The organism is Blastococcus sp. HT6-4 (assembly GCF_039679125.1).
In the GTDB taxonomy this organism is placed as follows: domain Bacteria; phylum Actinomycetota; class Actinomycetes; order Mycobacteriales; family Geodermatophilaceae; genus Blastococcus; species Blastococcus montanus.
Window position 1 is genome coordinate 3,613,117 of the sequence record NZ_CP155551.1, and the last position, 22,283, is coordinate 3,635,399.

The following is a 22,283-nucleotide window of genomic DNA, read 5'->3' on the forward strand; positions in this document are numbered from 1 at the left end:
CCGATCAGTAGGGTCGCCGACCATGCGCGGGATCATCCTGGCCGGGGGCACCGGGAGCCGTCTGTTCCCCATCACGCAGGCGGTGAGCAAGCAGCTCATGCCGGTCTACGACAAGCCGATGATCTACTACCCGCTCTCCACGCTGATGATGGCCGGGATCCGCGAGGTGCTGGTCATCACCACGCCCGCTGACCAGGAGGCCTTCCGGCACCTGCTCGGCGACGGCAGCCGCCTGGGGATGCGCATCGACTACGCCGAGCAGCCGCGCCCGGAGGGGCTGGCGCAGGCGTTCCTGATCGGCGCTGAGTTCCTCGGCGGCGAGGCCGCGGCCCTGGTGCTCGGCGACAACATCTTCTACGGAGCGGGGCTCGGCACCGCCCTGTCGCGGCTGCCGGAGCCCGACGGCGGGCACGTCTTCGCGTACCACGTGGCCAACCCCCGCGACTACGGCGTCGTGGAGTTCGACGGCGCCGGCCGGGTCCTCTCCATCGAGGAGAAACCGGCCACCCCGAAGAGCTCCTACGCGGTACCCGGCCTGTACTTCTACGCCGGCGACGTCGTCGACGTGGCCCGGGGCATCACGCCCAGCGCGCGCGGCGAGCTGGAGATCACCGCGGTCAACGAGCACTACCTGCGCGCCGGCCGGCTGACGGTCACCGCCCTGGACCGGGGCACCGCCTGGCTCGACACCGGCACGTTCGCCTCGCTGCGGCAGGCCACCGAGTTCGTCTCCGTGGTCGAGGAGCGGCAGGGGCTGAAGATCGGCTGCATCGAGGAGGTCGCCTGGCGCAACGGCTGGCTGGACGACGACGGCCTCGTGCGCGCCGCCGGACCGCTGGGCAGGAGCGGCTACGGCGACTACCTGCTGGGGCTGCTCACCGACCGCTGAGCGCCCCTCAGATCCGCCGGTTGTCGATCGGCGCGAAGCGCGGTCCGCGGCGCGGCCGGCGCGGCCCGCCGGCGAGGATCAGCCGGACGACCCGCTGGCGGTGGCCCCGCCACGGCTCGAGCAGGGCCAGCATCTCCTCGTCCTCGGCGTTCCGGCGCCCGGCCAGCGCGAACCCCACGGTGTTCTTCAGGTGATAGTCCCCGACGCTCACCGTGTCGGGGCAGCCGAGCGCCCGCTGCACGACCTCGGCCGCCGTCCACACGCCGATGCCGGGCACGATCCGCAGGCGGCGCTGGAGCTCCGCCGAGTCGCACCCGGTCTCCGGTTCCATCCGGTGCGCGACCCCGGCGACCGCCCGCAGCGCGCGGCGCCGGGCGCCGTCGAGGCCGCAACGGTGCCACTCCCAGTCGGTCACCTCCAGCAGCCGCCGGGCCGAGGGGACCACCCGCATGCCGTCGGGCGCCGGGCCGGGCGCGGGCTCCCCGGCCAGCCGGCAGAGCTCGCGGAAGACCCGGTAGGCCTCCGCCGTCGTCACCTTCTGCTCCAGGACGGCGGGCAGCAACGCGTCCCACGTGCGACCCGTGCGGCCCAGCCGCAGGTGCGGATGGGTGCGGTGCAGCTCGGTCACGAGCGGGTGGGCGTTCCCCGGCCGGAAGTCCTCGGGCCGGTCGTCGGCACCCAGCCAGCCGGGCACCGCGGAGCCGGCCCGCTCGGCGCCGGGCCCCCACGCCTGGATCCGCACCTCGCCGGCTCGCCGGGAGATCCGCACGGTCGCCGGCCCGTCCGGGGTGCTGGTGGTCCGCCACAGGCCGCCGTCGGCGACCTGCATCGTCGGGTCGGCCGCACCCCGCCGATGCGGGGACAGCGCCCGGACGACGTCCAGCGGCCAGTCGGGCACCCAGGCCGCCGAGAAGTCGGCGGCCCGGGTGCCCGGTGTGGTCGTGCTCGTGCTCAGGAGGTGCTCCCGGAGAAGGTCAGCGGGGTGCCATGCGCAGCGCGCCGTCCATCCGGATGACCTCGCCGTTGAGGTAGCCGTGCTCGACGATGGCGAGGGCCAGCTGGGCGAAGTCGTCGGGACGGCCGAGCCGCTTGGGGAAGGGTATGCCCGCCGACAGCGCCTGCCGCGCCTCCTCGGGCAACCCGCCCAGCAGGGGCGTGTCCACGAGGCCCGGCGCAATGGTGCAGACCCGCACGCCGACGCTGGAGAGGTCGCGGGCGGCCGGCAGCGTCAGGCCCACGATCCCGCCCTTGGAGGCCGCGTAGGCGACCTGGCCGATCTGCCCGTCGTAGGCCGCGATCGAGGCGGTGTTCACCACCACGCCGCGCTCGCCGTCCTCGTCCGGCTCGGTGGCCGCCATCGCCGCGGCGGCGAGCCGGAGCACGTTGAACGTGCCCACGAGGTTGACCGTCACCGTGCGGGTGAAGGCCCCCAGGTCGTGCGGCTGCCCGTCCCGGCCGACCGTGCGCTGGGCCCAGCCGATGCCGGCGCAGTTGATGGCCACCCGCAGCGGGCGCTCCTTGCCGGCCGCCTCGGCGATCGCGGCCTGCACCGACGCCTCGTCGGTGACGTCGGTGCGCACGAACGTGGTGTGCCCGCCGAGTTCGGCGGCGAGCGCCTGCCCGCGCTCCTCGTTCAGGTCCATGATCGTGACCGCGGCCCCCCGGGCGGCCAGCGCCCGGGTCGTGGCCTCCCCGAGACCGGAGGCTCCCCCGCTGACCACGGCTGCGACGTCGAAGTTCTTCATGCCCGGAGGCTAACCAGCCCGCTCACCCGAAACGTGACCCGTGTCGCTCCTCCACCGCGGCGAGCAGCTGCTTGACCCGTTCGGCCTCGCCCACCGGGCACACCATCGTGACGTCAGCGGTGTGCACCACGACGCTGTCCCGGACGCCCACGAGCGCGACCAGGTGGTCGGGGTCGTCGCTGAACACGATGTTGCCCGAGCCGTCGAGCACGAGGGCGAGCCCGCGGACGGCGTTGCCCGCGTCGTCGTCGCCCAGGGTGTGGGCCAGCGCCGGCCAGGAGCCGACGTCCAGCCAGTCCACGTCCAGGTCGACGACGAGCACCCGGCCGGGCTCGGCGGCGGCCGGTTCCAGGACGGCGTAGTCGACGCTGATCTTCGGCAGGGTCGGGAACACCTCCGCCAGGACGGCGTCCCGCCGCGGCCCGGCGGGGACGGCGGTGATGCGGGCCAGCCCCTCGGCCGACGCGGGCAGGTGGTCGGCGAGGGCGTCCAGCACGGTGCGGGCCCGCCACACGAACATCCCGGAGTTCCACAGGTACTGCCCCGACGCCAGGTACCGCTCCGCGGTCGCCCGGTCGGGCTTCTCCCGGAACGAGGCGGCCTCGGCCACGCCCGGCCGGCCGGCCGGCGCGCCGCGCTGCACGTAACCGAACCCGGTGGCCGGCGAGGTGGGGGTGATGCCCAGGGTGATCAGCGAGCGCGGGCGGTCGGACAGGGCGTCGTAGGCGGCGCGCAGCGCGTCGGCGAAGCGCTCGACCGGCCGGATGACGTGGTCGGCGCTGACCACGGCCAGCTCGGCGTCGGGGTCGACGTCGGCGACCAGCGCCGCGGCCAGCCCGACGGCGTTGGCGGTGTCGCGGGCCACCGGCTCGAGCACCAGCCGGTCGGCGCGCAGCTCCGGCAGCGCCGCCCGCACCTGGTCGGCGTAGCGGGCCGCCGTGCAGACCCAGATGTTCTCCGCGGGCAGCACGGCGCGCAGCCGGTCCCAGGCCTCCGCCAGCAGGCTGCGCGGGCCGGCCTCCCCGGCGACGACGTCGAGCAGCTGCTTGGGCCGGTCACCCCGCGACAGCGGCCACAGCCGCGTGCCGGAGCCGCCCGCCATGATCACCGCGTGCCGCACGTCAGCCCTCCCGCCCGGTGCCGGCCGGCTCGGGCGCCGCGGCCAGCTCTCCGGCCCGGCGCTGGAACCGGGCGCCGGCCGCGACCCGCCCGCTGACGTAGGAGACCAGCATCCGTCCGCCGAGCCCGGCGCGGAACGCGGTCCGCAGCGGAGCGTTCCGGCGCCCCGGGTACTGGCCGGAGAGGTACCGCAGCGCACTGGTGTGGTGCACCCGCTGCATCCGGTGCGGCTCGCGCCTGGTGGCGTGGCCACCCTCGTGCTCGACGACGGCGCTGGGCACGTAGACGTGCAGGAATCCGCGGCGGGTCAGCCGCTCGGCGAGGTCCACGTCCTCGAAGTACATGAAGTACCCCGGGTCGAAGCCCCCGACCGACCAGTAGGCCTCGAGGTCCACCAGCAGGCAGGAGCCGCTGAGCCAGCCGGCCGGGCGCTCGCGCGGCGCCTCGCGCTCCCGCCGGTAGCGCGCCGTCCACGGGTTGCCCGGCCACGCCCAGCCCAGCAGTGCGTGCCCGGCGCCGGTCGAGAGCCGGGGCAGGTCGCGGGCCGAGGGGTAGAGGTCGCCCGCCGGCGTCATGATCGCCGGCCCGAGGGTGGCGGCGCGGGGCCAGCGGCCGGCCGCGGCGAGGAGCTCGTCGACGGACCCCGGCTCGAACCGCAGATCGGGGTTGGCGATCAGCGCGTGCCCCGTCCGCCGGTCGGCCAGGCCGGCGTTCGCCGCCGCGCCGTAGCCGATGTTGCCGCCGGTGCGCAGCACCCGCACGTGCGGGTGCCGGGCCGCGGCGCGCTCGGGGGCGCCGTCGGTGGAGCCGTTGTCGGCGAGCACGACCTCCAGGGGCCGGGCCGTGGCCTGCGCCAGCGAGTCGACGAAGCCCTCGAGCGCCGCACCCGGGGAGTAGGTGACGGCGACGACGCGCAGGGGCCGGGCATCGGTCGCGGTGTCCACGCGAGAACCCTAGGCGTCCCGGCATCGCAGCTCCGCGCTCCCGGTGACCGATGAGGCGGGTGTGACGGAACGGGCCCCCACGCGCCGTGGCGTGGTCGTGCGGCCCACTGGTGGCAGGTACCGTCGATGCCCGTGACTGACACCGCACCTGATCTCGTCGTCGTCGGCTCCGGGTTCTTCGGGCTGACGGTGGCCGAGCGCGTCGCCACCCAGCTCGACAAGCGCGTGCTGGTGATCGACCGCCGGGACCACATCGGCGGCAACGCGTACTCCGCCCCGGAGCCGGAGACCGGGATCGAGGTGCACGTCTACGGCGCCCACCTGTTCCACACGTCCAACGAACGGGTGTGGCAGTACGTCAACCGGTTCACCGAGTTCACGAACTACCAGCACAAGGTCTACTCGATCTACCAGGGCCAGACCTACTCGCTGCCGATCAACCTGGCCACCATCTGCCAGTACTTCGACAAGAGCTTCTCCCCCGACGAGGCCCGCGCGCTCGTCGCCGAGCAGGCCGGCGAGTTCGACACCGCCGAGGCCGCCAACCTCGAGGAGAAGGCGATCTCGCTGATCGGCCGCCCGCTCTACGAGGCGTTCATCCGCGGCTACACGAAGAAGCAGTGGCAGACCGACCCGACCGAGCTGCCCGCCGCCGTCATCGCCCGGCTGCCGGTGCGGTACACGTTCGACAACCGGTACTTCAACGACACCTACGAGGGTCTGCCGAAGGACGGCTACACCGCCTGGCTGCAGCGGATGGCCGACCACCCGAACATCGAGGTCCGGCTGAACACCGACTACTTCGACGTCCGTGACGAGCTCCCCGCCGACGTCCCGACCGTGTTCACCGGGCCGATCGACAAGTACTTCGACTACGAGGCCGGCGAGCTCGGCTGGCGGACGTTGGACTTCGAGACCGAGGTCCTGCCGATCGGCGACTTCCAGGGCACCTCGGTCATGAACTACGCCGACGAGGACGTCCCCTACACGCGGATCCACGAGTTCCGGCACTTCCACCCCGAGCGGAAGTACCCCGAGGACAAGACGGTCGTCGTGCGCGAGTACTCCCGGTTCGCCGAGAGCGGTGACGAGCCGTACTACCCGATCAACACCCCCGAGGACCGGGCCAAGCTCGAGCGCTACCGGGAGCTCGCCGCCAAGGAGGCCGCCGAGAAGCGCGTTCTCTTCGGCGGCCGGCTGGGCACGTACAAGTACCTCGACATGCACATGGCGATCGGTTCGGCCCTGAGCATGTTCGACAACCGCATCCGACCCTTCTTCGACGAGGGTGGCTCGCTCGACGGCCGCCTCGACGACTGAACAACGAGGACCGAGCAACCACATGACGACGACAGCGCACACGGTCTCCCCCGAGCGGGTCAGCGAACCGACCGCCGACGACCTCGCGGCGGGCAAGGCGGTGACGCTGCTGCAGCGCGTGATCATGCCCCGCCCGGGTGACCCGCTGAAGGTCCGCAGCCTCTACGTCGACGAGGAGCGGACCAAGCGGGTCAAGTCCGCCAGCCGGTCCGACGCCACCGTCGCCGCCGGCAACGAGGTCTCCTTCGCCACCTACTTCAACGCCTTCCCGGCCAGCTACTGGCGCCGCTGGACGGTGCTGGAGCGGGTCATCCTGCGCATGCGCGTCTCCGGCCCCGGCCGCATCGACGTGTACCGCTCCAAGGCCGACGGCAGCATCATCCACGTCACCGGCACCACCACCACCGGGGAGAACCGGGCGCTGGAGTTCGACCTGGACCTGACCCCGTTCGAGGACGGTGGCTGGTACTGGTTCGACGTCACCGCCGACGACGCCCCCCTCACGGTGCACGCGGCCGACTGGTCAGCGGCCCGGGAGCCGGCCCAGGACGCCCGGCTGTCGATCGGCATCTGCACGTTCAACCGCCCCGACGACTGCGTCTCGGCGCTCTCGGCGCTCGCCGGCGATCCCGTCGTCGACGGGCTCATCTCCCGCGTGATCGTGGCCGACCAGGGCAACAAGAAGGTCCGCGACGCGGGCGGCTACGCCGACGCCGCGGCCGCGCTGGGCGACCGGCTGCTGCTGGTCGAGCAGCCGAACCTGGGCGGCAGCGGCGGCTTCTCCCGCACGATGCACGAGGCGCTGAACTCCACGGACGCCACCCACCACATCCTGCTCGACGACGACGTCCAGCTCGAGCCCGACAGCATCGCGCGGTTGTTCGCCTTCGCCCGCTTCACCAAGAAGCCGATGCTGGTGGGCGGCCAGATGCTGGCCCTGCAGGACCGCTCGGTGCTGCACACCATGGGCGAGGTCATCGCGCCGGACAAGTTCTTCTGGCGGGCCGCGCCGAACACCGAGTACGCACACGACTTCGCGGAGGATCCCCTCCGGAAGACCCCGCGGCTGCACCGCCGGATCGACGTCGACTACACCGGCTGGTGGATGTGCCTGGTCCCCCGCGAGGCCATGGAGCAGCTCGGTTTCGCACTGCCTGTCTTCATCAAGTGGGACGACGCCGAGTACGGGATCCGGGCCGGTGAGAACGGCTTCCCGACCGCGACCCTGCCGGGCGCGGCGGTGTGGCACCTGTCCTGGAGCGACAAGGACGACACGGCGGGGTGGCAGGCCTACTTCCACACCCGCAACCGGCTGGTCGCGGCCGCGCTGCACACCCAGCACAAGCGGGGTGGCACGCTGCTGCGGGACACCTTCAAGTTCGACCTGAAGTTCCTGATCATGCTGCAGTACGCCACCGCCGCGCTGCACCACCGGGCCTACGACGACTTCCTCGCCGGCCCGGAGCGGCTGTTCCCGCTGCTCCCGACGGCGCTCCCCACCGCGCTGGAGCACCAGGGCGACTACCCCGACGGCCAGGTCATCGGATCCTCGTCGGACCTGCCTCTGCCGTCGATGAGCCCGACGAAGGCGGAGCGCTTCATGAAGCCGCCGACGACGCCGGTCACCATCGGCCGGACGCTCGGCGCCGCGCTGGTGCACAACCTGCGCAAGCCGAAGCCGGACACCGCGGAACGCCCGCAGATGAACATCTCGGCCCAGGACGCCCGCTGGTTCCTGCTCTCGCGCCTGGACAGCGCCACCGTCGGCACCGCCGACGGCCGCGGCGTCACGTTCCGCCGCCGCGAACCGGACACCTTCTGGCGGATGCTGCGGCACTCCGTGACAGTGCACGCGAAGCTCTACCGCGAGTTCCCGCGCCTGGCCAAGCAGTACCGGGCGCACCTGGACGAGCTGACCTCGCAGGAGAGCTGGGAGCGCGCCTTCACCGAGAGCACCACCGGGAAGTGACGCGGGAGGAGCTCACGCCGGGCGCGTGAGCTCCTCCCGTCGCCCGGCCCGGGTGAGGCGGCGCCACTCGCGCCATCCACCCGGGTCGCGACGGGACACCAGGAAGAACCAGCCGAAGCGCACCGTCTCGAGCGGGCGCAGCCACCGCATGCCCGGCTGCGCCATCAGGTAGCCCCGGTTGCGGTAGGTGAAGTACCGCTTCACCTCGTTGGCCGGGTACTGCGCGGAGAGCTTCCCGCCCAGGATCGGCAGGAACTCGGTCGTCCCCTCCGGGTGGAGGTAGGCCGCGGCGGTGCAGGTGCCGAAGGGGAGCCCGGCGCGCACCAGCCGGCGGTGGATCTCGGTCTCGTCGCCGCGGAAGAACAACCGGTAGTCCGGCACGCCCACGACGTCGAGCGCCTCCGCACGGAAGAGCGCCCCGTTGAAGAGCGAGGCGTACCTCGGCAGCAGGTCGATCCCGGCGAAGTCGCTGCGCCGCCGGCGCCAGCGGATGCCCCGGCGCAGCGGGAAGGCCAGCCGGTCGGGGTCGGCCATGTCGGTGACCAGCGGCGACACCTCGGCCAGCCCGTGCTCTCGCGCGCTGGCCAGCAGCGTCGCGAGGACCGTGCCGTCGGCAGGCCGGCCATCGTCGTCGGCGCACCAGACCCAGTCGGCCCCGAGGGCCAGGGCTTGCAGCATGCCGAGTGCGAAGCCGCCGGCGCCGCCGAGGTTGCGCTCGCTGGGCAGGTAGGTGGCCGGCAACCCGCTGGCGAGCACGACGTCCTCGACCGGCTGATCGGGGCCGTTGTCGACGACGACGACGTGGTCGACCGGCCGGTCCTGCGCGGCGAGCGCCGCCAGGCTGTGCCGCAGCAGCTCGCGCCGGTGCCGGGTGACGACGACCGCGACGACCTTCTCGGGGGTGCCGGCGGTCATGCCGGCAGGCCCTTGTAGGCGCGGAGCACCTCGTCGAGGTCACCCTGCTGCTTGATCTGCCCGTGCTCCATCCAGATGGCGGTGTCGCACAGCTCACGCAGGAACTCGTCGGAGTGCGAGGCGAACACCAGCAGCCCCGAGCGCCCGACCAGCTCGACGAGCCGCTGCTTGCTCTTCTCGAGGAAGGCCGCGTCGACCGCGCCGATGCCCTCGTCGAGCAGCAGGATCTCGGGATCGATGCTGGTGACGACGCCGAGGGCCAGGCGCACCCGCATACCGGTGGAGTACGTCCGCAGCGGCATGCGGAGGAAGTCGCCGAGCTCGGTGAAGTCGGCGATGTCGTCGACCCGGGCCTCCATCTGCTTGCGGGTCATGCCCAGGAACAGCCCGCGGACCATGATGTTCTCGAGGCCGGAGATCTCCGGGTCCATGCCGACGCCGAGGTCGAAGACCGGCGCGACGCGGCCGCGCACGTGCGCGACGCCTCGGGTGGGCTCGTAGATGCCCGACAACAGCCGTAGCAGCGTGGACTTGCCGGCGCCGTTGTGGCCGACCAGACCGACGCGGGCGCCGTGCGACAGGTCGACGGTGATGTCCCGCAGCGCCTCGATGACCGGGACCTTGGCCGCGCTGTCGATGTTGCCGCCGACGAGACCCATGACCGTCTTCTTGAGGGATCGGCTCTTGGCGTCGAAGATCGGGAAGTCGACGCAGGCGTCCTTCGTGACGATGCTGACCGGGCCGGGGCTGCTCTGAGACACGCTCACACCCAATAGGAGACGCGGGACCGGTAACGGCGCAGGACGAACAGCGTCAGCGCCCATCCGACCACGGTGATGACGAGGACGACCACCCAGTACCGCAGCTCCTGGTCCTGACCCAGGAGCGGACGGCGGATGATCTCCAGGAAGTGCAGGAACGGGTTGAACTCGGCCAGCCGGGCACGCTCGGCGATCGCCGGGTTCGGGCTGTTCACCAGCTCGTCGTAGATCCACACGATCGGGGTGAGGAAGAAGGCCAGCTGCACGATGCTCTGCGTGATCGGCAGGATGTCGCGGAACCGGGCCGTGATGACCCCGACGCCGAGCGCGACCCACGCCCCGTTCAGGGCGAGCAGGACGAAGGCCGGCAGGACGGTGATCACCGTCCAGCTCAGCGGCTGCGGGAAGACCAGCAGCATGACCAGGTAGACGATCAGGTTGTGGGCGAAGAACAACGCCTGCCGCCACACCAGCCGGTAGACGTGCGTCGACAGGGGCGCCGGCAGGTGCTTGATCAGGCCCTCGTTGGCGATGAACACCTCGGAGCCCTCGGTGATGCACCCGCTGATGAAGGCCCAGACGATGAAACCCACGAGGACGTGCGGCAGCAGCCGCTCGAGCTCGATGTCGAACAGCCCCGAGTACAGGATGCCCAGCGCGATGGCGGTGACCGCCATGCTGATGGTGATCCAGACCGGGCCCAGGACCGAGCGGCGGTAGCGCTGACGGATGTCCTGCCAGCCGAGGTGCCCCCACAGCGGCCGCTGTTCCCACCCCCGACGGAGGTCCGCCACGGCGGCCTCGAGGGTCCGCCCGGTCGGTTGTGCCACTGTCACGAGCAGTTACGGTACCTGCGCGCCGTCGGGGAGCTGCCCCGGCTCGCGTGGCCGACGGGACCCGTTCGTCACACCCGCCCCGTCGGCCTCGCGCCCCGCGCTACGGGGCGGTGAGGGTGCCGTTCTGGAAGTCGGCCCGCTGCTGCGCCCCGGCGACGACGGTGTCGGTGATCGGGTACCCCAGCGGCCCGGTGGTGCCTCCCTGCGCGAGGTAGGCCGCGTTCAGCTCGGACCGGAGCACCCGCGCCTGGGTGGCGGCCGACCAGTAGATGGCGCCTCCCTGGAACGAGGTCGTGTACCCCTGGCCACCCGGCGCCGGGGCGTCGCTGGTCGTCGGGAACCCGAGGTAGCCACCCGATCCGCCGGCCTGCTTCCAGGTGTACAGGATCGCGCCCCGCACGATCTGCGCGCCGGTCGCGGACGACCAGTGGATCTCCCCACCCTGGAACGGCGTCATGTACCCGCGCCGGTCGGCCGTCGGCTGGTCGGAACCGGTCGGGTACCCCAGCGCCGCCGGACCACCGGCGGCCTTGTACGCAGCCAGGATCGCCCCCCGCACCACCTTCGTGCCCGTGGTCGGCCCCCAGTACAACGCGCCGTTCTGGAACTCCACGACGTACCCGCCGCCCCCGGCCGGGGCGTCGCTGGTCGTCGGGAACCCGAGGTAGCCACCGGAGCCGCCGGCCTGCTTCCAGGTGTGCAGGATGGCGCCGCGCACGATCTGCGCCCCGGTCGCCGACGACCAGTGGATCTCCCCGCCCTGGAACGGCGTCATGTACCCGCGCCGGTCGGCCGTCGGCTGGTCGGAACCGGTCGGGTACCCCAGTGCGGCCGGACCACCGGCAGCCTTGTAGGCAGCCAGGATCGCCCCCCGCACCGCCTTCGTGCCCGTGGTCGGCCCCCAGTACAACGCGCCGTTCTGGAACTCCACGACGTACCCGCCCCTACCGGCAGCCGCGTCGCTGGTCGTCGGGAACCCGAGGTAGCCACCCGATCCGCCGGCCTTCTTCCACGCGTCGAGGATCGCGCCGCGCACGATCTGCGCCCCGGTCGCCGACGACCAGTAGATGTCCCCACCCTGGAAGGTGGTCAGGTACCCGCGCCGGTCGGCCGTCGGCTGGTCGGAACCGGTCGGGTACCCCAGCGCCGCCGGACCGCCGGCGGCCTTGTACGCAGCCAGGATCGCCCCCCGCACCACCTTCGTGCCGGTGCTGGGACCCCAGTAGAGGGCGCCGTTCTGGAACTCCACCACGTAGCCACCGTTGCCGGCCGCCGCGTCGCTCGTGGTCGGGAAGCCCAGGTACCCCCCCGGGCCCCCGGCCTGCTTCCAGGTGTGCAGGATCGCCCCGCGCACCACCTGCGCCTCGGTCGCCGACGACCAGTAGATGTCCCCACCCTGGAAGGTGGTCAGGTACCCCCGCCGGTCCGCCGTGGCGGTGTCGTCGCCGGTCGGGTAGCCGAGCGCCCGGGGCCCGCCGAGCTCCAGGTACCGGTCCTTGATCGCACCGCGCACGACGTGCGCACCGGTCGCCGCCGACCAGTACACCTGCCCGCCCTGGAAGTCGGTCATGAACCCCCCACCGGGCGCGGGGGTGTCACCGCCCGTCGGGTAGCCGAGCGCGCTGGCCTGGCCACCGTAGGCGCGCCACTTGTCGAGGATGGCGCCCCGCACCTCCTGTGCCTCGGTCGCGGCGGACCAGTAGATCGAGCCGCCCTGGAAGTCGGTGAAGAACCCGGTCCCGAACGGCGCAGCCGTGTCATCACCCGTCGGGTAGCCGAGGCCCCCGGGTCCGCCGAGCCTCAGGTACCGGTCGAGGATGGTGCCCCGCACCACGTGCGCACCGGTGCCCCGGGACCAGTAGATGTGACCGCCCGCGTACGTGCGCCGGCAGCCGCCGTACGGCTGGTCGCAGGTGACCTCGGAGGTCGGGCCCCCGATGTCGATGCCCGCGGCCAGCAGCGCCTCGTGCTTGCCGAGGACCGCGGAGCCACCCGAGCTCTGCGTGCTGCCGAACCAGTCGGTGAAGTAGTTGAAGAAGTTCCGGTTGCCGTAGGCGGAGCACCGGTCCCCGGTGCCGTAGCCGGCGTTCAGCGCGGCCTGGTTCGGCACGTACGGGGTGTAGTTGTACAGGCCCGCGGTGGCCTGGTTCTGGATGTAGACCGAGGCCTTGCCGCAGTCGCGGCTCTGGTAGTTGAACGTCGTGTCGTCGATGCCGACGACCTGGTAGTTGATGCTGTTGGTCATGCCGGACCGATAGCCGAAGCGCCCCGGGTTGAGCCGGTAGCTCCGGAACTGCCAGGCAGCGTTGTAGACCTGGTTGAAGAAGCCGAAGAAGCGCGGGTCGCAGCCGGAGGGCGTGTCGGGGCAGCGGTACCCCATGGCCCGGTCGAGCCTGCTGGTGGCCGGGCCGGTCGAGGTGATCAGCCCCTGCTCCTTCTGCAGGATCACCAGGATCGCCTGCGGGTTGATGCCGCACGCCTGGGCGACCCGATAGACGATGGTCGCCGCGGACTCCTGCGCCGCGCCCGAGTATCCCCGGCAGCGGTCGTCGGCCGGCTGGTTGCCGGTGTCCTGCCGGTAGTTCTTCAGGCAGGTGCTCCCGGAGCAGTTCTGCCCCTTGGCCTGCAGGAAGTCCTGGATCTGGCCGGCATTCATCGTCGCGTAGTCGTAGAAGACGTCGTCGTTGATGATGTTGCCGGGGTTGAAGAGGGCCAGGTTCGCCGACTCGCGCAGGTCCGGCGAGGGCAGCGAGCCGACTCCGAGGAGGCCGGTCAGGGCGACCGCGACGGCACCACCCAGGACGAGCTTCAGCCGCTTCTTCACGGGACCACCACCGAGAAGACGCGGGACTCGCCGACGGACAGGGGCGACTCGTACGCGAGCACCGCGTCCCAGGTCCCCGAGGTGAGGTCGGAGCCGCCGGCGCGCACGTCCCCGCAGCTGGTCGTGGTCGCGTCCGGGGTCGCCTCGGCCGACCCGCTGACGACGACGCCGTCCCGCGTCAGGGTGAGGGTGCACGTGCCACCGGACTCGATGACCTCGCTGATGGAGCCTCCGGCGACGACGTCCCCCGGCCCGGGATCCCAGCCGGAATAGGTGGGGTCCACCGTCACCGGGCGGAGCGCGGCCGGTGCCGGCGACGGGCCCGGGAGCACCTGGCTGTCACCGGGGGGCGGATCGACCGGGGCGGGAGGTGGTCCGTCGAGGACGTCGTCCCGGACCGGGGCCTCGGCATCCTGATCGCCGGACGGGCCGGACGCGCTCGTCGCACCGCTCGCCGGCGTCACGTCCCCCAGGAACCGGGAGGCGAGGAGGACGAGACCGGCGCCGGCCAGCACGAGGAGCGCGAGCACGCCGAACAGGGCCTTCCTGCGGCGGGTGGCGGAACGGGACATCGGCACAACTCCCAGACGGACTGGCGGGTGGCGCCGGACGTCGGCGCCGGGACGTCGACGGAGCACGGGTATCGACACCGTGACTCCGCCGTGTACGCGAGAGACTACTTTCAGTTGCGACGCGGGTGTGGGAGCGACGCGACGTCGAATGCCCCCGTCAGGGCAGCACGGTCACCGCGCCGGTCGCCGTCGTGAAGGTCAGCGCTCCGCGTTCGAAGTCCGTGCGCTCTCCCCCGGAGATCGCATAGGTGCTGCGGGTCGGGAAGCCGAGCGTCGAGGCCGGGCCACCCTGCTGGACGTAGGCGTTCGCGAGCGGCCCGGTCACCGCCTGCACCCCCGTGGGCGGCGACCAGTACACGTCCCCGCCCTGGAACCGCACGAAGAACCCGCGCCCGTCGGCGGTGCGCGCGTCACTCGTGGTCGGGAAGCCCAGCGGCCCGCTCGAGCCGCCGGTCCGCAGCCAGGTGTCGAGGATCCCGCCGCGCACCACCTGCACCCCCGTCGGCGGCGACCAGTACACGTCACCACCCTGGAACCGCACGAACGCCCCGCGACCGTCGCTGGTCCACGCATCACTCGTCGTCGGGAAGCCCAGCGGCCCGGCCGAGCCACCGGTCCGCAGCCAGGTGTCGAGGATCCCGCCACGCACCACCTGCACCCCCGTCGGCGGCGACCAGTACACGTCACCACCCTGGAACCGCACGAAGAACCCACGCCCGTCGGCGGTGCGCGCGTCACTCGTCGTCGGGAAACCCAGCGACCCGCTCGAGCCGCCGGCCTTCAGCCAGGTGTCGAGGATCCCGCCACGCACCACCTGCACCCCCGTCGGCGGCGACCAGTACACGTCGCCACCCTGGAACCGCACGAACGCCCCGCGACCGTCGCTGGTCCACGCATCACTCGTCGTCGGGAAACCCAGCGACCCGGCCGAGCCGCCGGCCTTCAGCCAGGTGTCGAGGATCCCGCCCCGCACCACCTGCACCCCCGTCGGCGGCGACCAGTACACGTCACCACCCTGGAACCGCACGAAGAACCCACGCCCGTCGGCGGTGGCCGCGTCACTCGTGGTCGGGAAACCCAGCGGCCCGGGTGCGCCACCGGTCTCCAGCCAGGTGTCGAGGATCCCGCCGCGCACCACCTGGGTCCCGGTCGGCGGCGACCAGTACACGTCGCCACCCTGGAACCGCACGAACGCCCCGCGACCGTCGCTGGTCCACGCATCGCTCGTCGTCGGGAAGCCCAGCGGCCCGGCGGTGCCGCCCCGGGCACGCCAGATGGACAGGATGGAACCGCGGACGACCTGGGTCTCGGTGGCGGGCGACCAGAAGATGCTGCCGCGCTGGAAGTCGACGAAGAAGCCGGCCCCCTCAGGCGTGCGGGCGTCGTCGGAGATCGGTGCGCCGAGGACCGCAGGACCACCCGCCGCCAGGTACGTGGACAGGATCGATCCGCGCACCACCCGCACGCCACCGGAGGCGGAGGAGTACAGCCGGGCGCCGCTGCGGTACTCCTGCCACGAGACGCCGTCGACCGACTGCTCGGCCCCGATGGGGACCCCCAGCGAGTCGCGCAGCGCGGCATCCGCCTCGTACCGGGCACTGATGCTGCTGTGCGCCGACCCCAGCCGGAAGGCGACCAGGTCCCTGATCTCGGGCATCCGGGCGTAGCCGGCATCGCCCGGGCAGGTCGTGTAGTTCGTGTCGCGGTGGCCGAAGACGGTGGGCACGGTCACCTTGACGCCGCGGGCGTACCGGGCCGTGCCTCCCCCACCGGAGGTCAGCGTCGCCGAACCCCGCGGGTCGACGCCGTGCAGCGAGAACTTCCAGGCGACGGCCGCGGCAACGGCGTCGAGCGTCGTCTGGGACGGGCGCGCGGTCGTGTGGCTGCCCAGCATCGCGACCCCGAACGTGCCGGTGTTGAACCCGCCGGCATGGGCACCGACGACAGGCCGCGCCAGGCCGCCGTACCGCCCCTCCCACGCCCGGCCGAAGCGGTCGACCAGCACGTTGTAGCCGATGTCGCCCCACCCGAGGCTCTGCGCGTGGTAGGAGTAGATCGACCGGATGATCCCGGGGACCTGGTCGGCCGTGTAGGTGTTCGCCGTGTCCGTGTGGTGCACGGTCGACGCCTTGATCGTCGTCGCGTACTGCGGCGTCCAGCCCATGATCGCCTCGTCCGCGCCCCACTGCGCCCGCGAGTGGATCGGCGGCATGGCCGTCGCCGCGTGCGCGGTGTCACCGAGCTCCGGTTCGTCGACCGCCACGTCGGCCGGGCTGCTGCCCGGGTCGATCAGTTCCAGGGCGACGTCGGTGGGCTGCGCCCCGGACCGCGTGACGAGCTCGGCCTCCACCCCCGTGCTCGGGCCGGTCCACAGCGGCGCCGTGCCACCCCTGCGTCCGTCCCCGGAGCCGGCGCCGGGGGTCTGGCCGTCCTCGACCCCCACCTCCGTCCAGCCACTCCAGACCCCGGCGGTGTCGCGTGCCCGGACCTGCACGACCGTGTCGGTCACGGCCGGGTCCGGCGTCCACGTCACCCCGACCAGGGAGAAGCCCGCCACGTGCTCCCGGGTCAGCCGGAGCACCAGCTGGTCGGCGGGCACGTCGGCCATCGGGGCCGTGGGCCCCTGGCGGACCTCGGCGTCACCGGCCGGGTCGGTGACCGACCCCATCAGCAGCACGTCGGTCGTGGTCTCGACCGGCACCGGCGCGGGACGCGAGGGGCCGACCACGGGCAGGACGAGCACTGCCCCGGTCAGCGCGGCGCAGGTCGCCAGGACGGCCAGGAGTCGGCGCACGGTGCTGGTTCCTCTCGCATCGACGCGCGCACCCCGCCGGCGGCGGACGACACGTCCTCCTCGTTACATCGCCCACCACCCCCCTCCTCTTGAGCCGGGGCCGCATTTCCGTCGGCGACCGCCGCCACGAGGGCGTGTGACGGGTGCGGCTGGTGCTCACCACGAGGCGAGGTGGGCGGAACGCGCCGTGGAGATGGCACTTCTTGCGTGTCGGAGGGGTCCGCTCCCCACTGAGCACACCTACCGTTGCCAACGTCGACGCACAAAGCGTCACAAAGTGACCAACCTGGCGTCGGTGGACGCCCGCGCCCCCGGACCGCCGCACAACACCCGCTGTGAGGACCACGTGAGCCGAGACCGGAACGAGCAGGGCCGACCAGCAGGCCGGCCGCTGCCCCCGCGCCTCGACCCGCGCGCGGGTCAGCCACGCCGTCCGCGGGCGGCCGCGGCCCCGGGTGACTCCGGGGCCGACGCCCCGCCCCTCCGACGCGGCGGCCGCCGTGCCGCGGTCGCCGCGCGCGCCGTCGCCGGGGTCCTCGCAGCCAGTCTCCTCGCCGGGTCCGGCTGGGGCTGGTACCTCGGCCAGGTGGCGTCCGCGACGGTGAACCGCACCGACGCCATCCCGAGCGAGGGCAACGAGGGCAGCGGCGGCGGGGAGGCCATGAACCTGCTGCTGGTCGGCAACGACAGCCGGGCCGCGCTGACCGAGCAGCAGCTGGCGGACCTCAACGCCGGCACCGACTCCGGTTCCAACACCGACACGATGATCCTGGTCCACGTGCCGGCCGACGGGTCCCGCGCCTCGTTCGTCTCCTTCCCCCGCGACTCGTACGTGAAGATCCCCGGCTACGGCTGGGACCGGCTGAACGCCGCGTACGCCTACGGACGGATGAACGCCCCCGAGAGCGCCTCCGAGGAGGCCAGGTCCGCGCAGGGCTCCCAGCTGCTGGTGCAGACGATCAGCGGGCTCACCGGTCTGCAGATCGACCACTACGCCGAGGTCGACCTGCTGGGCTTCTTCGAGCTGTCCAACGTCGTCGGCGGCGTCGAGATCAACCTGTGCCGGGCCGTCGACGACCGGGACTGGTCGGGGGCCTACTTCCCCGCCGGGGTGCAGACGATCAGCGGCGCGGACGCGTTGAAGTTCGTCCGCCAGCGGCACGGCTACGGGCCCCAGGGCCGTGGTGACTTCGACCGGATCGTCCGCCAGCAGGTCTTCATCGGCGGGGTGCTGCGCAAGATGCTGTCCGAGGAGGTCCTGCTGGACCTGGGCAAGCAGCGTGCCCTCGTGCAGGCCGCAGCCGACGCGTTGACCGTCGACCAGGACCTGGACCTGATGCAGCTGGCCCAGCAGATGCAGTCGGTGACCGCGGACAGCATCGAGTTCCAGACCGTGCCGAACCGCGGGACCGGCGAGGAGGACGGCAAGTCGATCGTCCGGCTGGAGGACGAGGACGCGCTGCAGGCCTTCTTCGCCGCGCTCTCGGCCGAGCCCGAGCCCGAGGCCCCCGCCACTCCCGTCGCCCCGCAGACGGTGGCGCCGGCCACGGTGACGGTCGACGTCTACAACGGGTCGGGCACCTCGGGGCTGGCGGCGAAGGCCGCCTCGGCCCTGGCCGCGGCCGGCTTCCCGGTGGGTACGACCGGCAACGCCTCGTCGATGGATCACGAGCAGACCGAGATCCGGTTCGCCGCCGGTGACGAGGCCCTCGCCAACACCGTCGCCGCCGCGATCCCGGGTGCGGTGAGCAAGGAGAGCGACGACGCGACCAGCGGCACCGTGCAGCTGGTCCTCGGCAGCGACTTCAACGGCGTGGGCCAGGCGGTCACCCCACCGGCCCCCACCCCGGTGGTCGAGGGCGAGGACGCGCGGACCGCGGCGGACACCACCTGCATCAACTGAGGCCGCCACCGTGGCGCCCCCACCGGGAGCGCGCGGCACGACGGGTCCGGTGACAGGCTGGGACGGTGCCCGCGACCCTGCCTGCTGACCTGCTCACCGCCGTCGTCCGACGGGACGGCGCCGCTCCCCTGCTGACGCAGTACGACGACGCCACCGGGGAGCGGGTCGAACTCTCGGCGGTCACCCTCGCGAACTGGGTGGCCAAGACCGCCAACCTCCTCCAGGAGGAGTTCGACGTCGGGCCCGGCAGCAGGGTGGCGGTGGCCCTGCCGGTGCACTGGCAGACCGCGGCCGTGCTGCTCGCCGTCTGGAGCTGCGGTGCGACCGTCGTCGAGACCGCGGCGGAGGACGACGGCCGGTTGGACGACGCCGACGTCGTCCTGGCCGCGCAGGACCGGCTGCCGGCCCTGGAGGAGCTCGACCTGCCCGAGCTCTTGGGTCTGTCGCTGCACCCGCTCGGCATGGGCATGACCGGCTACGCCGGGCCGGCCCGGGACTTCGCCCTCGAGGTGCGGGCGCACGGCGACGTCTTCAGCCCCTGGCAGGCGCCGGACCCGGCGGCGGCGGGGCTGCACGCGGGCGGGCTCGAGTTGCGCCTCGGCGGGCTGGTGGACGCCGCCCGGGAGCTCGCCGGCCGGCTGGACGTCGTCCCCGGCGACCGGGTGCTCGTGGACGAGCAGACGGCCACGGAGGCCGGGCCGGTCGCCTGGCTCCTGGCCCCGCTCGCGGCGGGCGCGTCGATCGTGCTGGTGCGCTCCGCCGACCCCGCGCTCCTGCCGGGTCGTGCCGCGACCGAGCGGGTCACCGCATCGCTGGGCCGACGGGTGGAGGGCGTGCGCGAGCTGGGCCGCCCGGCCTGACACCCGGGAGCCCGACGGCCACGGAGCCGGGAAGGCTCCGTGGCCGTCGAAGGTCAGCCGGGGTCGGCGGTCAGCGGAAGTACTGCTCCACGACCCGCCGGGCCATGGCGACCGCGTAGCTCTGGCCACGGTCCTGCGGGTAGATCTGCGACATCGTGGCGAGCACGACGCCGGGCATCGACGTCTCGTGCGGCGGGATGGACGGCTTGTAGTCCGGGGTGACGACCGGCTGCGCGAAGGCGGCACGGGAGAAGTGCCAGTCCTTGACCCACGACAGGTCGAAGTCCGGGTTCAGGCGACGTAGCCACGGCTCGTACTGCTTCAGCAGCTCGGCGGGGTCGGTGGTGTACCGCCAGTCGTCGCGCGGCACGTAGTTGCCGACGTAGACCACGTGCCGGCCGCCGTAGTCCGACGTCGGGACCATGTTGGTGTGCTCCACGACCGCGAGGAAGGGGAACGTCGAGTCGTTGACGTTCAGCCAGTAGTACGGGATCACGCTGCGGTCGCACTCCAGCACGAAGCAGGTGGCACCGAGGTACTCGGCGCGCTGGAGGGCGTCCCCCGGAGCGGCGCCCGCTGCCTGGGCGAACACCGGCTGCGGCACGGTGACGAGCACCTTGTCGTACTCGTACCTGGCGCCGTCCTCGGTCCGCACCTCGACGGGGCCGGCCGGGTCCGGCTGCGCGATGTGCGCCAGCCGCTTGCCCATCTCGACCTTGCCGCCGCGCTCCTCCACGGCGCGCAGCAGCCCGTCGTAGACCTGGTGGAAGCCACCGTCCATGTAGCCCAGCTTGAACGTGCGGTAGTGGATGCGTGCCCACAGCCAGGCCATGGAGATCTCCGACGCCCGCGACCCGAACTTGCCGGTGAGCAGGGGCTCCCAGATCACCTCGGCTGCCCGGGGGCCGGCCCACCGGCGCACCCAGTCGAGCGCGCGACGGTCGTTGAGGCGCTCACCGTTCCGGATGACCTTCAACATCGCGGACGAGCCGCCGAAGCGGACGCGGTCGAGCAGGCCCAGCGGCGGGAACTTGAGCATCTCCACGGGGGTGGAGAAGTCGTGCAGCTCGCCGTCGTAGTAGATGCCGGTGGTGGTCGAGTGGAACTGCAGCTTGGGTCCGAGCCCGAGCTCCTCGATCAGGTCGATGATGGCGCGGTCGGTCTCGAAGATGTGGTGGTAGTAGCGCTCCAGGGGCGTGCCCTGGACCTCGAGCGAGCCGGCCAGCCCGCCGATCTCGTCCGCGCCCTCCAGGACGGTGACGTCGTGACCGTCCTTGACGAGGTCGTACGCCGCGGTCAGACCCGTGGCGCCGGCGCCGATGATGCCGATCTTCATCCGAAACTCCATCTCTTGTTCAGGACAAACTGGAAGACCGCGACGATCGGCATCGAGACGACCTTGACGACGTTCGCGTCCACCCCGAGCCAGGTGTGGAACACCAGGAGCAGCACCGCGACCAGCGCGATGCCGAGGAGACCCACGGAGTAGAACCGGGCGAACCGGCGCAGCATCCCGTCCCGCTTGCGGAAGTTGAGGTAGCTGTTGAGCAGGAAGTTGTTTGTGATCCCCGCCGAGGTGCTGATCGCCGTCGCGATCTGCTCGTGCAGCCCGACCACGTTGTAGAGGACGAGGAAGAGGACCAGGTCGAGCAGGACGCCCGAGACGCCGATCAGCTGGTACAGGAAGAAGTGCCGGTGACGCACCCAGAGGTCACGCGCCGGTGCGCGCAGCTTGCTGTCCGCCGTCGCCATGGTCCACCACCTTCTCCACGATGTAGAGCGGGCGGGCCTGGACCTCGGTGTAGATCCGGCCGACGTAGGAGCCGATGACGCCCAGCGACAGCATCTGCACGCCACCCAGGAACAGCACCATGATCATGAGCAGCGTCCAGCCGGGGACGGAGACGTCGGGGAAGAACAGCCGCAGCCCGAGGGCGTAGAGGATGCCGAGCACGGCGAGCACCACCGTGAGCAGCCCCAGCCGGGTGATCATCTTCAGCGGGACCGTGGAGAAGCTGGTCACGCCGTCGGCGGCGAGCCGGAGCATCTTCGGCAGCGGGTAGTTGGTCTCCCCCGAGGTCCGCTCGTCCCGGTCGAACGGGACGGCGGCCTGCTTGAACCCGAGCGAGGCGACGAGTCCGCGCACGAACCGGTTGCGTTCGCGGTGCGAGCGCAGCAGGTCGGTGGTGGCCCGGTCCATCAGGCGGAAGTCGCCGGTGTCCACGGGGATCTCGATGTCGGCGAACCGGTGCAGCAGCCGGTAGTAGGCGTGCGCCGTGAACCGCTTCATCGGCGTGTCCTTGCGGCTGCGCCGCTGCGCGTACACGATCTGGGCGCCGCCCTCCCACGCCTCGATGAGCTCCAGGCTCACCTCGGGCGGGTCCTGCAGGTCGGTGTCCATGACGATGACGGCGTCACCACGGGCGTAGTCGAGCCCGGCCGTGATCGCCATCTGGTGCCCGAAGTTGCGGGAGAAGTTGACGACCCGGACCCCGTCGCAGGACTCCGCGATCTTCTCCAGGATCTCCAGCGACCGGTCCCGGGAGCCGTCGTTCACGTAGACGAACTCGAACTCCAGGTCCGGGCGCTTGCGGGTCGCCTGGAAGAGGCGGTCGTGGAAGTTCTCGATGCCGTCCGCCTCGTTGTAGACGGGGAGGACGTAGGAGACGATCCGCCGCTGGGACGCGCCCGGCACCGGAGCCGGCGCCTCAGCGGTGTCGTTGGATCGGATGACAGGGGTCGCCATAGCGGCCTTCCGTGGTCTCGGCGTGACCGGCACCGCCGGTCGTCAGCTTCGTCGTGCTGGGCAGGGGCCGATCGGGCGATCGGCAG

18 protein-coding genes are annotated in these 22,283 nt (G+C 72.2%); 5 read left to right on the plus strand and 13 right to left on the minus strand.

The window, feature by feature from the left end; all coding sequences use genetic code 11:
- Positions 1–22 precede the first annotated feature (22 nt).
- Entirely contained in the window at positions 23–889 is an 867-nt protein-coding gene (gene rfbA, locus ABDB74_RS17215; RefSeq protein WP_346619981.1) for a glucose-1-phosphate thymidylyltransferase RfbA, read from the plus strand.
- 7 nt (positions 890–896) lie between these two features.
- On the opposite strand, the gene ABDB74_RS17220 is transcribed toward rfbA, so the two are convergent.
- The 4 genes from ABDB74_RS17220 to ABDB74_RS17235 all read right to left on the minus strand — a co-directional run bounded on the left by ABDB74_RS17220 (position 897) and on the right by ABDB74_RS17235 (position 4,697).
- Positions 897–1,787: a DNA-3-methyladenine glycosylase 2 family protein gene (locus ABDB74_RS17220; protein WP_346619982.1), complete on the minus strand. Its 891-nt coding sequence runs from the start codon at positions 1,785–1,787 to the stop codon at positions 897–899.
- Between the two features lie 76 nt (positions 1,788–1,863).
- Positions 1,864–2,634, minus strand: coding sequence for an SDR family NAD(P)-dependent oxidoreductase (locus tag ABDB74_RS17225; protein WP_346619983.1), 771 nt, complete (start codon positions 2,632–2,634; stop codon positions 1,864–1,866).
- A gap of 22 nt (positions 2,635–2,656) precedes the next feature.
- Positions 2,657–3,754 (minus strand): mannose-1-phosphate guanylyltransferase, encoded by a 1,098-nt coding sequence (locus ABDB74_RS17230; protein ID WP_346619984.1) that lies wholly within the window; start codon positions 3,752–3,754, stop codon positions 2,657–2,659.
- Between the two features lies 1 nt (position 3,755).
- Positions 3,756–4,697, minus strand: coding sequence for a glycosyltransferase family 2 protein (locus tag ABDB74_RS17235; RefSeq protein WP_346619985.1), 942 nt, complete (start codon positions 4,695–4,697; stop codon positions 3,756–3,758).
- Between the two features lie 126 nt (positions 4,698–4,823).
- On the opposite strand from ABDB74_RS17235, the gene glf reads away from it, so the two are divergent.
- Complete coding sequence (gene glf, locus ABDB74_RS17240) at positions 4,824–6,017, plus strand: UDP-galactopyranose mutase (RefSeq protein ID WP_346619986.1); 1,194 nt, start codon at positions 4,824–4,826, stop codon at positions 6,015–6,017.
- 22 nt (positions 6,018–6,039) lie between these two features.
- Positions 6,040–7,986 (plus strand): glycosyltransferase, encoded by a 1,947-nt coding sequence (locus tag ABDB74_RS17245; protein WP_346619987.1) that lies wholly within the window; start codon positions 6,040–6,042, stop codon positions 7,984–7,986.
- A gap of 12 nt (positions 7,987–7,998) precedes the next feature.
- Here the strand turns inward: ABDB74_RS17245 and ABDB74_RS17250 are convergent, their stop codons facing one another.
- The 6 genes from ABDB74_RS17250 to ABDB74_RS17275 form a co-directional block, all read right to left on the minus strand.
- Positions 7,999–8,901 (minus strand): glycosyltransferase family 2 protein, encoded by a 903-nt coding sequence (locus tag ABDB74_RS17250; RefSeq protein WP_346619988.1) that lies wholly within the window; start codon positions 8,899–8,901, stop codon positions 7,999–8,001.
- A complete protein-coding gene (locus ABDB74_RS17255) occupies positions 8,898–9,662 on the minus strand; it encodes an ABC transporter ATP-binding protein (protein WP_346619989.1) in 765 nt (254 codons plus the stop codon). Before ABDB74_RS17255 ends, ABDB74_RS17250 begins: the two co-directional genes overlap by 4 nt.
- 2 nt (positions 9,663–9,664) lie before the next feature.
- Positions 9,665–10,498, minus strand: a complete 834-nt coding sequence (locus ABDB74_RS17260; protein ID WP_346619990.1) for an ABC transporter permease — start codon at positions 10,496–10,498, stop codon at positions 9,665–9,667.
- A gap of 100 nt (positions 10,499–10,598) precedes the next feature.
- Positions 10,599–13,322 (minus strand): hypothetical protein, encoded by a 2,724-nt coding sequence (locus tag ABDB74_RS17265; RefSeq protein WP_346619991.1) that lies wholly within the window; start codon positions 13,320–13,322, stop codon positions 10,599–10,601.
- Positions 13,319–13,894, minus strand: coding sequence for a hypothetical protein (locus ABDB74_RS17270; protein WP_346619992.1), 576 nt, complete (start codon positions 13,892–13,894; stop codon positions 13,319–13,321). Before ABDB74_RS17270 ends, ABDB74_RS17265 begins: the two co-directional genes overlap by 4 nt.
- Before the next feature lie 157 nt (positions 13,895–14,051).
- The gene (locus ABDB74_RS17275) at positions 14,052–16,688 is read right to left on the minus strand and encodes an N-acetylmuramoyl-L-alanine amidase (protein WP_346619993.1); all 2,637 of its coding nucleotides are present in this window, start codon (positions 16,686–16,688) and stop codon (positions 14,052–14,054) included.
- Positions 16,689–17,034: 346 nt separating this feature from the next.
- Here ABDB74_RS17275 and ABDB74_RS17280 point away from each other — a divergent pair, with 346 nt between their 5' ends.
- On the plus strand, positions 17,035–18,591 hold the full coding sequence (locus ABDB74_RS17280; protein WP_346619994.1) for an LCP family protein: 1,557 nt from the start codon (positions 17,035–17,037) through the stop codon (positions 18,589–18,591).
- A gap of 65 nt (positions 18,592–18,656) precedes the next feature.
- Positions 18,657–19,451 (plus strand): TIGR03089 family protein, encoded by a 795-nt coding sequence (locus ABDB74_RS17285; protein WP_346619995.1) that lies wholly within the window; start codon positions 18,657–18,659, stop codon positions 19,449–19,451.
- 70 nt (positions 19,452–19,521) lie between these two features.
- On the opposite strand, the gene ABDB74_RS17290 is transcribed toward ABDB74_RS17285, so the two are convergent.
- The 3 genes from ABDB74_RS17290 to ABDB74_RS17300 are packed head-to-tail and all read right to left on the minus strand — an operon-like array spanning position 19,522 to position 22,197.
- Positions 19,522–20,787 carry an NAD(P)/FAD-dependent oxidoreductase gene (locus ABDB74_RS17290; protein WP_346619996.1) on the minus strand — a complete coding sequence of 422 codons (1,266 nt, stop codon included), beginning with the start codon at positions 20,785–20,787 and terminating at the stop codon, positions 19,522–19,524.
- Positions 20,784–21,203, minus strand: coding sequence for a GtrA family protein (locus ABDB74_RS17295; RefSeq protein WP_346619997.1), 420 nt, complete (start codon positions 21,201–21,203; stop codon positions 20,784–20,786). Before ABDB74_RS17295 ends, ABDB74_RS17290 begins: the two co-directional genes overlap by 4 nt.
- Positions 21,163–22,197: a glycosyltransferase family 2 protein gene (locus ABDB74_RS17300; protein WP_346619998.1), complete on the minus strand. Its 1,035-nt coding sequence runs from the start codon at positions 22,195–22,197 to the stop codon at positions 21,163–21,165. Before ABDB74_RS17300 ends, ABDB74_RS17295 begins: the two co-directional genes overlap by 41 nt.
- Between the last annotated feature and the right edge of the window lie 86 nt (positions 22,198–22,283).